The sequence below is a fragment of the Kibdelosporangium aridum genome (assembly GCF_900176515.1).
Lineage (GTDB): Bacteria > Actinomycetota > Actinomycetes > Mycobacteriales > Pseudonocardiaceae > Kibdelosporangium > Kibdelosporangium aridum.
The window spans coordinates 69867-84238 of sequence record NZ_FWXV01000002.1 but is presented as its reverse complement, the minus strand read 5'-3'; the positions used below and the strand labels follow the sequence as shown (position 1 = coordinate 84238).

Below are 14372 nucleotides of genomic sequence, written 5' to 3'. Positions count from 1 at the left end.
CGCCGTGAGGGCACGCCGGAGTATCGACACTGCTGGCTCCTTAGGGTGCAGGGAAGGACGCGGAGTGTCATATGACGCCCATCACTAAACCGCGAATGGTCTATACCAGTCAACCCCTGTCGTCGGATGTTTCGCATGCCGCTGTCAACGTCATGACAGGGATATGAAATGTGCGATTGGCAGGATGTCTGTCGGGAGCTCGGTCACCCCAGTCACCGAGCTCCCACCAAGCCTCGACGTCGCCTGCAGGGCCAGGAAGTGACCTACTACCCCGACCTCTCGCCGTACCAATACACCGTGGTTGACCAGCCGATGGTCAACGTCGGATGGCTGGAGCCGGGCGAACACTTCCCCCGCGGCCCAGTGCCGAGCCACCTCGTGGACGCGCTGCTCAAACTCGGCACCAGGCCCCGCAACAAGTTGCGCGGCTTCCACTTCTGCGGTTTCTGCTCCCGCTACCGCGGTACCGGTGAGATCCACGTAGTCAGCGCATCAGGGATCCGTTACGCCGCCCCGATGCTGATCATCCACTACATTTTCGCCCACCGGTACCGACCGCCCGCCGAGTTCATCGATGCCGTGCTGATGCCGGTCAAGGCAATCGCTTAGCCCACGCGCGAACCGCCTCGAAGTGCCTGTCACGCAACCCCGACGCGGGGTCGACGTGGCACAACAAGGTCGGCGTGTCGCCGCGTTCCACCTCGAAGTCCTGCCTTCCCCGGTCGAACTGGTCGTCGAACCACGCCAGTGGCCGGCCGGCCGCGTATTCCGTGACAGCGGGCCACTTCCAGTCGCGTCGGACGGTGAACTCGATGACGGGCAGCGGCGGCAGGCCGATCACGGGACCGATGTAGTCGTTGGCCTCGTGCTGCCAGCTCGTCGCCCACACCAGCGTCAGGCCGGTTTCCTCGGCGAGCGCGCGCAGGAGCAGACCGTGCCTGGGGTTGAGCCAGACGCGCAGACTCCTGCGCATGCGAGTCTGCTTGCGAAAGGTCTCGTAGCCGGGTGGCCTGCGGTGTGGCTTGGCGGCGAACGGGTTGAGCGGACCGTCGACGTCTAAGAGCAGCAATCCTCGGGACATGGCGGAGCTCCTGTCGTGAAACGAGACCCATCCGGGAGTCGAACCCGGTATTGATGGTTTTGCAGGCCATCACACGACCGTCGTGACATGGGCCATGGAAAAACGTGGGTCGCCGGGGGCTTGAACCCCGAACCCGCTGCTTAAGAGGCAGCTGCTCTACCAATTGAGCTAACGACCCGCGGAGGATGCAGGATTTGAACCTGCGCGGCTTTCACACCGACTACCGTTTTCGAGACGGCTGCCTTCCCAGACTCGGCCAATCCTCCGTGGTGAAACGCTCCCGGCCCAGGGTTCGAACCTGGATCAACGGATCCAAAATCCGTTGTGCTGCCAATTGCACCAACCGGGAATCACTACGTACCCCTGGCAGGATTCGAACCTGCACCGTACGCGTTCTGAGCGCGCTGCCTCTTCCGTTGGGCTACAGGGGTGTGGTGCGGTCCGGGGGAGTCGAACCCCCACTGAGCAGGCCCTCAACCTGGTGCCTCTGCCAGTTGGGCTAGAACCGCATCGTGACGCGTACGGGGATCGAACCCGTGTCTTCGGTGAGAGGGACCGATGTCCGTACCGCTGGACCAACGCGCCTTTTCTGGGCAAAACAGCAGCCGATCCGGGAGTCGAACCCGGGCTTTCAGGGTGAAAACCTGACGGCCTAACCGTTAGCCGAATCGGCCATTCATGGGCAGCCTGAATAAAGAAAGCCGCCCGTGCCGGTCATTCCGGCGGGCGGCTCTCGTGTGCTGACCCAGTCAGGTCATGGCGAGAGCCGACAGCGCTCCAGTTCGAGCTTGGATGATTGACACTTCAGGTTGATGACCATGACTGTCCTTCCAAGCTCGATTCGCTGTTTGATGTTCAAAACTATGACGCATGCCGGGTATTGCCGTCAATGCCATTTTCCGGCGATCTTGATTCCCTGGTCTGGACCACGTAGGGTCCGATCGACCGTCCGAGAGGACGCGCCGCCGGTTTCACGCTTCACATCCGAGGAGACCGGTATGCGCAAGTTCAGGGCGGCCGTGTGCGCGGCCGTCGCGTTGACAATGGCCGGGACAGGCCAGACCGCGTTAGCCGTTGGCCAGAAGGAATCAGCACAGTCCGCGGCGAGCATCACGATCGACAGCGCGAACCCGGCCGGACGGCTGCGAGGAGACTTCGTCGGCCTGTCGTTCGAGATCCGTGAGCTGGGCATCGGCAACCTGGACATCAGCAAGGGCAACGTCCTGCAGATGTTCAAGACGCTTGGCCGCGACAGCAACATCCGCCTCGCGGGCAACACGCTCGACCGCGACACGCTCTGGGTGCCGCGCGGCCAGCAGCCGCCGAACCCGTTGCCGGAGTGGGTCGCGAACACGTTGACGCCCGCGGACATCGAACGCCTCAACCGGCTGCTCAAGGCCACCGGCTGGAAGGCCGAGGTCGGCATCAACGTGGGCCGCTGGGACCCGGTGCTCGGCCCGGACCAGGCCAAGGAGATGTTCAAGATCCTCGGGAACCGTCTCCTTGGGGCCGAGTGCGGCAATGAACCGGACCAGTGGGTGCTGCGCGGCTACAAGCCGACGGGTTACGCGTACGCCGACTACCGCAAGGACTGGGCGGTCTGTGCCGCTGCCGTCGGCAACAACCGCATCGCAGGTCCCGACACCGCCGGCACGTCGTCCTCATGGGCAGCGAACCTCGCCAAGGACGAGCGCGACAAGCTGTCGATGCTGACTGTGCACCAGTACCCCGCCGGTGCCACGACGACGATCCCGACGCTGCTCTCGCCGGAGCTCGCCGCCAAGCAGCTCAGGGAACTGCAGTCGAACCTCACCGCGGCCAAGGAGCAGAATCTGCCGTTCCGCGTCGACGAGGCCAACTCCACGTACAGCGGTGGCATCGACGGCGTCAGCAACAAGTACGCGTCGGCCTTGTGGAGCATGGACTACGCGCTGCAGCTGGCCCAGGGCGGCGTGTCCGGCATCAACATCCACGGTGGCCTTGGCGTGTGCAACGAGCCGATCTGGAACGGCCGGTTCCAGCGCTACACGCCGTTCTGCGCGGCGAACAAGGAAGACGAGCTCGCGCAGGTTTACAAGGCCATGCCGATCTACTACGGCCTGTGGATGGCCCGCCAGATGGGTTCGGGCAAGTTCCTGCCGCTGCAGCTCAGCACCGACCGCAACATCACCGCGTACGCCGTGAAGGGTGACGACGGTCGTACCCGCATTGCCGTGGTGCAGAAGGAAGACACGACCGCGGCGCCGGTCAAGCTCGACATCAAGGTCGGCAACCGGGTGCGCAACGCCGAGGTGCTGACCATGACCGGCACGAACCTGGCCGAGGAGGCCACGGCGGTCCAGGGGACCACTGTGGACCGTCGCGGTCACCTCAAGGCACGCCCGGACAACGTCCGCGTCCGCAACGGTTCGCTCAACCTCAACCTCAAGGCCGGCAGCGCGGTCGTGATCACCCTCGACTGCTGATCTTGATCCCCAACGCGGCCGCAAGGCTGTAAGCCAGGCTTCCGAGGTCGTCGCTGTCCACAACGGCGCCTCGGAAGCTGGTCACCCCGCCGATGCCGAGCAGCCCGCAGTCGATGAACTTGGCCTCGGCCAGTTGCGCGTTCGCGAACTGGGCACCCTGCAGATCACACGACTCGAACCGGGTCCGCCGCAGGTCGGCGTTCTGGAAGTCGGCCTCACGCAGATTGCAGCCGCGGAACACGGTCGATTTGAACGTGGCGAACCGGAAGTTCGTCAGGTCGATCCGGCATGACTCGAAAGTGGTACCCCGGAACACGCACTCGGCCCATTTCGAGCCGGTCAGCCTGCTGTTTCTCACGGTGCTGTCGACCAGGGAAGTGACGCGGGCGTTGATGTTCGCGAGATCGCAGTTGTCGAACACCGCCTCGGTGAACACGGACTTGACCATGGTCACGGCGGCGAGCCGGGTGTCGGTGAACCGGCACTGGTCGATCTCCATCGACTCGACCGTGCGACCGGTCAAGTCGAGCCCGGTGTAGTCCAGCGCGCGGTACGCGACGTCGTCCTCGAAATCATGCTCGGCCAGATTCGCGCGGTGGCTCACAGGGGGACTCATGGGGGCGACCTTATCGGCCGCCCCCATGAACCTACGGCAGCGCGTTCAGGAACGGCTCGTGGTTGTTCTGGAATTCCCAGTTGTAGTAACGATCCCAGTTGATCGACCACGTCATCAGCCCGCGGAACGCTGGCGAGGCGCCGCCGCGCAACGTGTAACCGCCGCAACTTTGGTTACGTGCCAGGCAGTTCACCGCAGCCTGCACCTGAGCCGGTGCGGTGTAACCGTTTCCGGCGCTGACCGCGGCGGGCAGGCCGAACGCGATCTGGTCCTCACGCAGGCCAGGGAAGGTGTGTCCGGTACGGGCAACCGGGAACCCGGCCTTGATCATGTCGGTCATCGCGATGTGGAAATCCGCGCCGCCCATGTTGTGGTACTGGTTGTCCAGGCCCATCACCGGACCGGAGTTGTAGTCCTGGACGTGCAGCACGGTCAGAGCGTCCCGCATCGCGTGGATCACCGGCAGGTACGAGCCGGTGCGGTTGTCGCCGCCGCCCGCGCCGCCGTAGAACTGGTAGCCGACCTGGACGAAGAACGTCTCCGGAGCCATCGTGAGCACGAACCGCGAGCCGTACTTGTTCTTCAACGTCCGCAACGCGGAGATCAGGTTGACGATCACCGGCGTCGTGGGGTTGCGGAAGTCCGTGTCGCCCGCGTTCAGGTACAGCGAGTGGCCCTCGAAGTCGATGTCCAGCCCGTCGAGGCCGTACTTGTCGATGATCGCGCTGACCGAGTTGACGAACGCGTCCCGCGCGCCGGTCGAGGTCAGCTGGACCTGGCCGTTCTGGCCGCCGATCGAGATCAGCACCTTCTTGCCCTTGGCCTGCTTGGCGCGGATCCCGGCGATGAAGTCGGCCTCGGACTCGACGCCTCCGCATTCCGCGGCCGGGCACTGCCGGAACCGGATGTCGCCGGACGTGACCGAGGTCGGCTCGCCGAACGCGAGGTTGATGATGTCCCACGTGTCCGGCACGTCGGCCATCCGCAGGTAGCCGGAGCCGTTGGCGAAGCTCGCGTGCAGATAGCCGATCAACGCGTGCTTCGGCAGGCCCACGTTCGTGCAACCCGTTGTGGTGCCGGAAACCTGCGTGGTCTTGGCTGATTCGCCCGCGGTGTTGTACGCGGCCACCGAGTAGCTGTGCGTGGAGCACGCCGCGAGCCCGGTGATCGTGGTCGATGTGCCCGTGACCGTCGCGCGGACAGTGGTTCCTTCGTACACGCGGTAACCGGTCACGGTCCCGGCTGCAGCTCCCCAGGACAGCGCGATCGAGGAGTTCGTGACCGAGCCGACGGTCGGATTTCCTGGTGTACCAGGGGCTCCCGGGTTTCCGCCGCCGGGGCCGTCCAGGCTGATGTCGTCGGCGTTGTAGGTGCCCGCGCCGTACCAGCCGTGCAGGTACAGCTCGGCTGACGTCTGGTTGGCGCCGGTCGTGAAGCTCAGCTTCAGCTCGGCGTAGTTCGTGGCGGCCGTCCACGTCGACGGTCCGCCGGTGATCCCGAGATACACGGGGTTTCCGCGGACCCATGCGGAAACGGCGTACGTCGTGTTGGGGACGACCGAGACGGTCTGCGAGCACTTGCCGATGTCCTGCCCGGTCGCGGTCGACGCGAGCGCATGACTGCCCGTGCGTACCGGGCTCGACACGACGGTGCCGCTCTGGCACGTCCAGCCGGACGTGGAACCGGCTTCGAAGCCGGGATTGCTGAGCAGATTGGCCGCACCGGCAGGCGCGGCGCCTGCCACCATGGCCGAGACGATCAGGGCGAACGCGGTGAACAGCGCGGATAATCTCCGCACGGTGGATCGCGACATTGCGGCCTCCATCGGGTGGCGAGGCAGGGTGCCACCGGACCCACATTGTGCGAACCTGATCGGCGAGTTGTCTAGACCAAATCGGCGACTAGCCTGATGTCGTGGAAGACCAGTGGAACCGGGCTGTCGAGGTACTCGGCGGCGTGCCGACCGATGCCGCCGCGGATCTGACGCAGCGTTACGGGGAACCACACCGCGCCTATCACAACGCCTTCCACATCGCCGCAGTGCTCCGTGAGGCGTGGGAGATCGCGGATGTGTCCGCGGAAGACTGGGCGATCTTGACGTTGGCGATCTGCGCACACGACGTCGTCTACGACGCCCGGCCCGGAGACGACGAGCGTGCCAGCGCGGCGTGGGCGCGCGAGAAGTTGACTGAGGCTGGGCTGGCTGAGCGGCACATCGTGAAAGTCTCGGAGCTCGTGCTCGCGACTGTGGGTCACCAGTCCGATGATCCGCTCGCACACATCCTGTTGGACGCGGATCTGTCGATTCTCGGCGCGGATCCAGTCGTGTACGACGGCTATGCGGTCGCTGTCCGGGCGGAGTACTCGGCGGTGTCCGACGAGTTGTGGCGTGCGGGACGATCGAAGGTGCTGCGTGGATTGCTCGAACGCACCGATCTTTTCCATACGCCCCAAGCTGTTGCCCGGTGGGACGCTCCCGCGCGGGAGAACTTGCGACGTGAGCTGTCCATATTACGGGATAGTTCTCCCAAATTATAGGAACTGGAGTTAGGCTGGGTGACGTGTCGACCTATACGCACGGACACCACGAAGCCGTCCTGCGGTCCCACCGGACCCGGACCGCGGCGAACTCCGCCGCGTATCTGGTGCCGCACCTCGATTCCAGCATGTCCCTTTTGGACGTCGGCTGCGGTCCGGGCACGATCACCGCGGACTTCGCCGGGCTGGTGGCGCAGGTGACAGCCATCGAGCCGAATCCGGAAGCCCTTGCCCTGGCACAGGACTTCGTGAAGCAGCCGAACGTTCGGTTCGACGTTGCCGACGTGCATGCCTTGCCGTACGAGGACGACACGTTCGACGTCGTGCACGCGCACCAGGTTCTGCAGCACGTGCATGACCCCGTTGGCGCACTGAGGGAAATGCGCCGGGTGAGCAAGGGAATTGTGGCCGCGCGGGATTCCGATTACCAGGCATTCGCGTGGTATCCAGCAGTCCCGGCATTGGACGACTGGCTGACGCTGTACAAGAAGGTCGCGTACCGGAACGGCGGTGAACCCGACGCGGGCCGACGCTTGTTCGCGTGGGCGCGCGCGGCGGGATTCACCGATGTTGCCGGCAGCGCCTCGGTCTGGTGTTATGCCACCCCTGAGGAGCGTTCATGGTGGGGTGGAATGTGGGCGGACCGCATTCTGCAGACCGCGATCGCCGACCACGCGGTGGATTACGGCTACGCCACGCGGGCCGACCTCGAACGGATTTCCGAGGGCTGGTGCGAATGGGCCGCGTCACCCGACGGGTGGTTCAGCCTCCTGCACGGCGAGATCCTCTGCCGGGGTTAGCCGACGCTCCGCAGCACTCTGGCGATGATCCCGGTCACGACCAGCCAGAACACCGCGGCCAAGCCGAAGTTGAGGATGATCGTGAACGTGGTGTTCCCGGTGTCAAACAGGTTCACGAACCACAGGCCGACCACCTCGGACCACTGCGCGACCCAGCTCACCAAGCCGTTGTTGAAATTCGCGTTGAACAGCACGAACGCAATGTGCGCGATCAGCAGCACGGCCAGTGCGGTGCCGGCCAACCTCACGAGCCCAGCGGCAGTCCGACGGCCGTTAGTCGCGTTGTAGGTACTCATGCCTGCTCCTCGCTGTGCTCACTTTTCGTTGCATGAGCAGGTTCGCTGTGTTGAACGATTCGCTCGCAAGCTCGCTCATACTTCTTGAACCTACGCGCCATTCCTGTGAAGAACCTATCGATCCTGTAATGGTTTGGTCATCCGGATCGTGAACACAGTTTGTCCGGGTTGACTGCTTAGCGCGATTGTCCCGCCGTGCGCGCCGACAACCGCGGCAACAATCGCCAAGCCCAGGCCTGTGCTTCCGGCCGCACGCGATCGTGAACTGTCGCCACGCGCGAACCTTTCGAATACTTCAGGCTGCAGCTCGGCCGGAATTCCCGGGCCGTTGTCGGCGACCGTGACCAGCACGTCATTGTCCTCAGTGGACAGCTTTGTGGTCACGGTCGTTCCCGGCGGGGTGTGGGTTCTGGCGTTGCTCAACAGGTTCGCGATCACCTGGTGCAACTGGCCGCTGTCGCCCACGACCATCACCGGGACGCCTGGGGCATCGAGAACCCAGTGGTGGTCGCGGCCCGCGACGTGCGCGTCGGCGACGGCGTCCGTGACCACCCGCGACAGGTCCACCGGCTCGCTCACGGCCGGTCGGCCGGAGTCCAAGCGTGCCAACAGAAGCAGGTCCTCCACCAGCGTGGTCATCCTGGCTGACTCGGATTCGACACGGCTCATCGCGTGGGCGATGGCGGGCGGCACTTCGTCGCCGCTGCGCCTGGCCAGCTCGGCGTAACCACGGATTGCCGCGAGGGGCGTGCGCAGCTCGTGGCTGGCGTCCGCGACGAACTTGCGGACCCGGGTCTCGCTGGCCTGACGGGCGGCCAGGGCTGCGGAGATGTGTTCGAGCATCTGGTTGAGGGCGTGTCCGACCTTGCCGACCTCGGTACGCGGATCTGTGTCGTCGGCTGGCACACGCTCGGACAACGCGACTTCGCCCTGGTCAAGCTTCATTTCCGCGACTCGGCCCGCAGTTGCGGCGACCCGGTTGAGCGGCCGCAACGTCCGACGCACGACGAACGCACCCACGGTTCCGGCCGCGACGAGCCCGGCGAGCGTGACGCCACCCATGATCCAGCCGAGGCGCATGAGCGTGGAGTTCACGCCTGCCATGGGCAGGCCGATGACCATGACGTCGCCGAGGCGGGTGCGGCTGGCCGTCATCCGGTATTGCCCCAGCTCAGGGCCGAGGCTGCACGTCTCTGGGGTCCGGTCGAGGGGCATGTCGTTGATCGTTTCGGCGGGCACGTTCACCGCGTGGGTGCCGTCGGTCGTGACCACCCGTGCCAGCACCTCGCCGCGGTAGATCAGTGCGCCGAACGTGCCGCCGTTCTGGCCCTCGACCAGCAGTGTTTCCGGGCTGGGTGGCTTGCTGTCGGTCGCTTGCGGCTCGTCGTGTCCTTTCGGGCTGTCGAGTTCGTACGCCGCGCGGTCGTGGGCCTCTCTCAGCTGCTGGTCCAGCCTCGCGACCAGGAACTCGCTCAGTGCGAACTCGGTGATCACGCCGATCATCGCCGACATCACCGCGAGCAGGCCGATGAGCTGCGCGAGCAGCCGCGCCTGCAGCGTCCAGCGCCGGTCAACCCGCTGGTTTGAGGACATAGCCGGCGCCCCGCATCGTGTGGATCATGGGCTGCCGCCCGGCGTCGATCTTCTTGCGCAAGTAGGAAATGTAGAGCTCGACCACATTGGCCTGCCCACCGAAGTCGTAGTTCCACACCCGATCGAGGATCTGGGCTTTGCTCAGTACCCGCTTCGGGTTGCGCATGAGGAAGCGCAGCAGCTCGAATTCGGTCGCGGTCAGCTCGATGTAGTCGCCGCCCCGGGTGACCTCCCGGCTGTCCTCGTCGAGCGTGAGGTCACCGACCGTGAGGGTGGTGCCGTCGTTCGCGGCTACGACCCTGGTCCGACGCAGCAGCGCCCGTAGTCGTAGAACGACCTCTTCCAGGCTGAAGGGCTTGGTCACGTAATCGTCGCCACCCGCGGTCAGCCCGGCGATCCGGTCCTCGACAGCGTCCTTGGCGGTCAGGAACAGCACCGGCAGGTTCGGCTCGTCGGCGCGGAGCCTGCGCAGCACCTCGAGGCCGTCGAGGTCCGGCAGCATGATGTCGAGCACGACCACGTCCGGCCGGAACTCCTTGGCGAGCTTGACCGCGCTCAGGCCGTCGGTGGCGCTGTTGGCCTCCCAACCTTCGAACCGCAGGGCAATCGTGATCAACTCAGCGAGCGTCAGTTCGTCGTCGACGACGAGCGCACGGATCGGATTCCCGTCGGCTCGTCGCAGGTCAGGGCCGGGTGTCATGGCTGCACACTCTCCGGTCCGCGGATAAGTCCAGGCTGTGGCGTACCTGTGGATCAGCTGTGGACTTGCCGGACCTATGACAAGTACTCGCCACCGGGCTTGGCCAGCCCGGACTCGAAGGCGAAGAGCACAAGGCCGACCCGGTCCCGGCAGTCTAGTTTGGACAACAGGCTGCCGATGTGCGATTTCACTGTGCCATCGGCCAAATGCAGCCGCTCAGCGATCTCCTTGTTGTTCGCACCGGCAGCGATCTGTTGCAGTACATCGACCTCACGACCGGTCAACGTCTTCAGCCGTGGATCGGCGGCCTTGCCAGGCAGGGAATCGAGGACGTGGCTCAGCAACCGCCGGGTGGCTGTCGGCGCGACGACCGATCCGCCGTCGGCCACGGCATGGATGGCGGAGAGCAACTCCTCCTGGCGGGCGTCCTTGAGCAGGAAGCCGGCGGCACCGGCCTTGAGTGCGGCGAAGACGTACTCGTCCAGGTCGAACGTGGTGAGGATCAGCACCCTGGCGCGATGACCCATCCGGGAAAGCTCGGCGGTGGCCTGGACGCCGTCCATGACCGGCATCCGGATATCCATCAACACGACGTCGGCATCGATCTGCCGCAAGGCCTCCACCGCGGCCGAGCCGTCGCAGGCCTCCCCGACAACCCGCAGCTCAGGGTCGGACTCGATCATCATCTGAAACCCGGTCCGGATGAGTCGCTGATCGTCGACAAGGAACACGGACAAGCTCACGCGACCACAGCTCCCCACGGCATCGAGACGTTCCACTACAAGTCTGGCGTGAAAGACCGATAACTGCTCGCACGACGCCCTGGTCTTGGGTTGACGGCCACCCTTGCGGCCTGCCGTCGGCAAGGCGGCTTCTTTAGCCGCCCTGCGGCCCGGCTTTCGCAGACGACTTCAAGCCATCAGAAAACCGCGCTTTTCACAGCATCCCCGCTCCCGATAAAAGCGCCGCGTCCTTCGAAGCGCCGACCGGGATGACCGCGTGGACCTGGTAACCGCCGTCGCGTTGCGGGCCTGCTGTCATCGTGCCGCCGTGGGCTTGGATGCGTTCGTGCATTGTGGTCAGGCCGTGTCCTTTGCCGTCTGTGGCGGCAGCGGTCCCGTTTCCGTTGTCTCTTACGGTGATCTCGGCTTTCTCCGCGTCGACCGCCACCTGCACGTCCACTGTCGCTTTTGGTCCCGCGTGGCGGAGGAAATTGGTCAGGGCTTCCTGGATGACCCGGTAGGTCGTGAAGCCGAGTGCCGGGTTGATCTCGCCGGTGACGGTCAGCGTGGCGCGATCGCCGATCCGCTCGACCAGTTCGCGGATTCCGGCCGAACCACGCTGGTCCTCCAGCAGTCCACCGCGTCTGAGCACGCTGACCATCTCGCGGATCTCGTTCAAAGCCTTACGGGATTCGTCCGCGATCACATCGAGGATCTCCGCTGCCCGGTCCGGCCGCCTGCTTACCAGCGAGCGCCCGCCCTCGGCCTGCACGGCGATCAGCGACAACGAGTGCGCCACGATGTCGTGCACTTCCCGCGCGATTTCACTCCGTTCCTCGGCCGCCTCCGCACGCGCGGCCATGAGCGCCGCCTCCTCGCGTTCGCGTACACGCAGGCCAAAGCCGTACACGGTCAGCACGATGAGCGAGTACGACAACGCGGTGGTCGCGATGTCCTTGGCGCTCGATCCATGCAGCCAGATCAACGGTGCTATGACCGCCCATACGAGCGCGGTGCCCAGGCCGATCAAGCCCAGCGTTCGGCCGGACCAGCGGCGCAGGCTGTACACCATGACCAGCACGGCCGCGGCCGACACATTCACGTGCGGTAAAAGCCATGTCTGTGCTGCGGCGGACACAGCACCCACTGCGAACGCCACCACGGGGAACGTGCGCCGGATCGCCAGCGATGCGCACAAGGGCAACGCCAGCAGGCACGCCGTGATGTTGGGGAACGAGGAATACACGCTCAAGACGGCCAGAACGGCCGCCCAGACCGTGTCCGCTATCCACGGGCGATTTACCACGATGCCACATTAGGCGCGTTGGCTGCTCTCCACATCCGACCACGGTCCAGAGGTGTGTCGGACTAAGGTCTGGGGTCGTGACCGAACCCGACTACCTCACTATGACCCGGAGTTCCTACGACACCGTCGCCACGGCCTACGCCGACCTCGTCGACGGAATGCTCGACGAGATGCCGTTCGACCGCGCGGTGCTGGGGGTGTTCGCCGAGCGCGTGCAGGGCACTGTCGCCGACATCGGCTGCGGACCTGGCCGCTTGACCAAGCATCTCGCCGGCCTCGGAGTCGACGTGTTCGGCGTCGACCTCTCGCCCGGCATGATCGACGTCGCCCGGCGCTCCTACCCCGGACTGCGGTTCGAGGTGGGCTCGATGACCGCGCTCGGCCTGCCGGACGGCCAGCTCGGCGGCGTTGTCTCGTGGTACTCGATCATCCACATGCCACCCGAGGTGCAGCCCACGATCTTCGCCGAGTTCTTCCGCGTGCTCAAGCCAGGCGGGGAACTGGTGGTCGCGTTCAAGGCGGGCGACGAGAAACGGCACCTCTCGCAGGGGTACGGTCACGACCTTTCCCTTGACGTGTACTGGATGCCCGTCGATCGGGTGGCTTCGCTTGCCAAGCAGGCCGGGTTTGTGGAGGTCGCCACGCTCGAGCGGGCGGCGGACGCCAATGAGAAGGGTCCACAGGGCTATTTCATGGCTCGCAAACCGTAGGGTTGTCCTCACCATTGATGGTCATGCTGGCCTGATGGTTCCGTGCACGCCACCAGGCCAGCCTTGGCGACATGAGAAAACTAGCGGCTTCAGTGGTTTTCGCGGCCATACTGACGGCAGCTCCGGCGACGGCGGAACCGGCACTCGACTGGGGTGAGTGCCCGCCCGATTCCGTCGACCTCGGCCAGGAATGCACGACCGTGTCCGTGCCGATGGATTACGCCGCACCGGCAGGTGACCGGATTTCCCTTGCCGTGTCGAGGATTCCGGCGGCTCGTCCGGAACTCAGGCGCGGTGTTCTGCTGCTCATTCCCGGTGGCCCCGGCAATCCAGGCCTGAATCGGCCGTGGACGCTCGGCGCGCGCCTTCCGCAAGACGTCAAGGACCGTTACGACATCATCGGCTTCGATCCGCGTGGTACTGGCCGGAGCAATCCCATCAGCTGTGAACTGTCCTATGCGGACGTGCGAAGCCTGAGCCAATGGCCTGCGCCCAACGGTGACATCAGCGAGAACGTCGCCAAGGCCAGACGATTCGCCGACGCCTGCGTAACCAAAGCGGGCCCATTGCTCAGGCACGTCAGCACGCAGAACGAAGTGCGGGACATCGATCAGATCAGGAAGGCATTGGGACAGAAGAAGATATCCTACTGGGCGCATTCGTACGGCACGTACGTCGGTGCCGTGTACGCGACACTTTTCGCGGGCAACACCGACCGGGTCCTGCTCGACAGCAATGACGAGGCTGATCCGGAAACACTCTGGCGCAAGGTGATGGCCAATCAGGCGATCGGTGTCGACGACCGTTTTCCTGACTTCGCCGAGTGGGCAAGCCGGCCAGGAAACCCGCACCGGGTGACCGATTCGCCTGCTGCCGTCCGCCCGCTGTTCCTCGACCTGGCTGCCCGGCTGGACCGCGCGCCGATCGGTGAATTCACCGGAAACACGTTGCGGGAAGCCTTGTTGCGCGGCATGAACAGCGACGCGGGCTTTCCGCTCATCGCGCAAACGATGATCGCCGCTCGCGACGGTGGCGCGCCGCCGGCCCTTCCGTTGTCGCCGGAGAGCGTCCTGCAGAACACGGCGGCCGTCGCAGCGGCCACGATCTGTAACGACGTCGCCTGGCCAAGGTCCATTGAGGTGTATCAGCGAGACGTTCTGCGCCTGCGTGCCCAGCATCCGTTGTCGGCAGGCCTGCCGGGCAATATCGTGCCGTGTGCGTTCTGGCCGTACCAGCCGGACAAGCCCGTCCGCGTCTCGTCGGACGGACCGAGCAACATCCTGATGCTGCAAAGCGCTCGTGACCCTGCGTCACCGCTGGTAGGTGCGCTCCAGTTGCGGCACGCGCTGGGGCACCGGGCGAAGATGGTGACTGTCGGGACCGGCGGACACGGCGTCTACCTGCAGCAAGGCAACGTCTGTGGCGACAACTCGGTGACCGCTTTCCTGGTTACAGGTCAGCGACCAGTGCGAGACGTCTACTGCGCACGGTGATCCCCGGTGGGATGATGCCGCGGGGCCCCACCCCTGTGGAGGTCAAAGATCA

Annotated in this window: 14 protein-coding genes and 8 tRNA genes; 6 read left to right on the top strand and 16 right to left on the bottom strand. The window is 65.1% G+C overall.

Annotation, left to right across the window (positions count from 1 at the left end; all coding sequences use genetic code 11):
• Nucleotides 1-258: 258 nt before the first annotated feature.
• On the top strand, nucleotides 259-609 hold the full coding sequence (locus B9C43_RS09850) for a DUF7919 family protein (protein ID WP_033381040.1): 351 nt from the start codon (nucleotides 259-261) through the stop codon (nucleotides 607-609).
• Here B9C43_RS09850 and B9C43_RS09845 read toward each other — a convergent pair.
• From B9C43_RS09845 to B9C43_RS09810, 9 genes are all read right to left on the bottom strand, one after another.
• Nucleotides 593-1081: an HAD domain-containing protein gene (locus tag B9C43_RS09845; RefSeq protein WP_033381041.1), complete on the bottom strand. Its 489-nt coding sequence runs from the start codon at nucleotides 1079-1081 to the stop codon at nucleotides 593-595. The two genes, B9C43_RS09850 and B9C43_RS09845, sit on opposite strands and share 17 nt — an antisense overlap.
• Nucleotides 1082-1104: 23 nt before the next feature.
• Nucleotides 1105-1175: transfer RNA gene (locus tag B9C43_RS56655), tRNA-Cys, on the bottom strand.
• 11 nt (nucleotides 1176-1186) lie between these two features.
• Nucleotides 1187-1259 (bottom strand) — tRNA-Lys (locus tag B9C43_RS09840).
• A 1-nt stretch (nucleotide 1260) separates the two neighbouring features.
• A tRNA-Ser gene (locus tag B9C43_RS09835) sits at nucleotides 1261-1347 on the bottom strand.
• A gap of 11 nt (nucleotides 1348-1358) precedes the next feature.
• Nucleotides 1359-1430: transfer RNA gene (locus tag B9C43_RS09830), tRNA-Gln, on the bottom strand.
• A gap of 9 nt (nucleotides 1431-1439) precedes the next feature.
• Nucleotides 1440-1512: transfer RNA gene (locus B9C43_RS09825), tRNA-Leu, on the bottom strand.
• Nucleotide 1513: 1 nt separating this feature from the next.
• Nucleotides 1514-1590, bottom strand: a tRNA-Leu gene (locus B9C43_RS09820).
• 4 nt (nucleotides 1591-1594) lie between these two features.
• A tRNA-Glu gene (locus tag B9C43_RS09815) sits at nucleotides 1595-1666 on the bottom strand.
• 17 nt (nucleotides 1667-1683) lie between these two features.
• Nucleotides 1684-1755: transfer RNA gene (locus B9C43_RS09810), tRNA-Glu, on the bottom strand.
• A 324-nt stretch (nucleotides 1756-2079) separates the two neighbouring features.
• Here B9C43_RS09810 and B9C43_RS09805 point away from each other — a divergent pair.
• Complete coding sequence (locus B9C43_RS09805) at nucleotides 2080-3546, top strand: hypothetical protein (protein ID WP_084425741.1); 1467 nt, start codon at nucleotides 2080-2082, stop codon at nucleotides 3544-3546.
• On the opposite strand, the gene B9C43_RS09800 is transcribed toward B9C43_RS09805, so the two are convergent.
• Nucleotides 3530-4162: a pentapeptide repeat-containing protein gene (locus tag B9C43_RS09800; RefSeq protein WP_160096455.1), complete on the bottom strand. Its 633-nt coding sequence runs from the start codon at nucleotides 4160-4162 to the stop codon at nucleotides 3530-3532. The genes B9C43_RS09805 and B9C43_RS09800 overlap by 17 nt on opposite strands.
• Nucleotides 4163-4193: 31 nt before the next feature.
• Nucleotides 4194-5975 (bottom strand): chitinase, encoded by a 1782-nt coding sequence (locus tag B9C43_RS09795; RefSeq protein WP_084425740.1) that lies wholly within the window; start codon nucleotides 5973-5975, stop codon nucleotides 4194-4196.
• Between the two features lie 101 nt (nucleotides 5976-6076).
• On the opposite strand from B9C43_RS09795, the gene B9C43_RS09790 reads away from it, so the two are divergent.
• Together B9C43_RS09790 and B9C43_RS09785 are read left to right on the top strand one after the other, a co-directional pair.
• Nucleotides 6077-6700 (top strand): HD domain-containing protein, encoded by a 624-nt coding sequence (locus tag B9C43_RS09790; protein ID WP_084425739.1) that lies wholly within the window; start codon nucleotides 6077-6079, stop codon nucleotides 6698-6700.
• A gap of 23 nt (nucleotides 6701-6723) precedes the next feature.
• Nucleotides 6724-7500, top strand: coding sequence for a class I SAM-dependent methyltransferase (locus B9C43_RS09785; protein WP_084425738.1), 777 nt, complete (start codon nucleotides 6724-6726; stop codon nucleotides 7498-7500).
• On the opposite strand, the gene B9C43_RS09780 is transcribed toward B9C43_RS09785, so the two are convergent.
• The 5 genes from B9C43_RS09780 to B9C43_RS09760 form a co-directional block, all read right to left on the bottom strand.
• A complete protein-coding gene (locus tag B9C43_RS09780; RefSeq protein ID WP_051793071.1) occupies nucleotides 7497-7796 on the bottom strand; it encodes a hypothetical protein in 300 nt (99 codons plus the stop codon). The two genes, B9C43_RS09785 and B9C43_RS09780, sit on opposite strands and share 4 nt — an antisense overlap.
• 114 nt (nucleotides 7797-7910) lie before the next feature.
• Complete coding sequence (locus tag B9C43_RS09775; RefSeq protein ID WP_084425737.1) at nucleotides 7911-9389, bottom strand: sensor histidine kinase; 1479 nt, start codon at nucleotides 9387-9389, stop codon at nucleotides 7911-7913.
• The gene (locus tag B9C43_RS09770; RefSeq protein WP_084425736.1) at nucleotides 9367-10089 is read right to left on the bottom strand and encodes a response regulator transcription factor; all 723 of its coding nucleotides are present in this window, start codon (nucleotides 10087-10089) and stop codon (nucleotides 9367-9369) included. The genes B9C43_RS09775 and B9C43_RS09770 overlap by 23 nt, the downstream gene beginning before the upstream one ends.
• 74 nt (nucleotides 10090-10163) lie before the next feature.
• Nucleotides 10164-10832 carry a response regulator gene (locus B9C43_RS09765; RefSeq protein WP_084425735.1) on the bottom strand — a complete coding sequence of 223 codons (669 nt, stop codon included), beginning with the start codon at nucleotides 10830-10832 and terminating at the stop codon, nucleotides 10164-10166.
• Nucleotides 10833-11025: 193 nt separating this feature from the next.
• Nucleotides 11026-12117: a sensor histidine kinase gene (locus B9C43_RS09760; RefSeq protein WP_143446256.1), complete on the bottom strand. Its 1092-nt coding sequence runs from the start codon at nucleotides 12115-12117 to the stop codon at nucleotides 11026-11028.
• Nucleotides 12118-12194: 77 nt separating this feature from the next.
• Here B9C43_RS09760 and B9C43_RS09755 point away from each other — a divergent pair, with 77 nt between their 5' ends.
• Both B9C43_RS09755 and B9C43_RS09750 read left to right on the top strand, forming a co-directional pair.
• Nucleotides 12195-12827, top strand: a complete 633-nt coding sequence (locus B9C43_RS09755) for a class I SAM-dependent methyltransferase (RefSeq protein ID WP_235038542.1) — start codon at nucleotides 12195-12197, stop codon at nucleotides 12825-12827.
• A gap of 71 nt (nucleotides 12828-12898) precedes the next feature.
• Entirely contained in the window at nucleotides 12899-14320 is a 1422-nt protein-coding gene (locus tag B9C43_RS09750) for an alpha/beta hydrolase (RefSeq protein WP_084425733.1), read from the top strand.
• Nucleotides 14321-14372 lie beyond the last annotated feature (52 nt).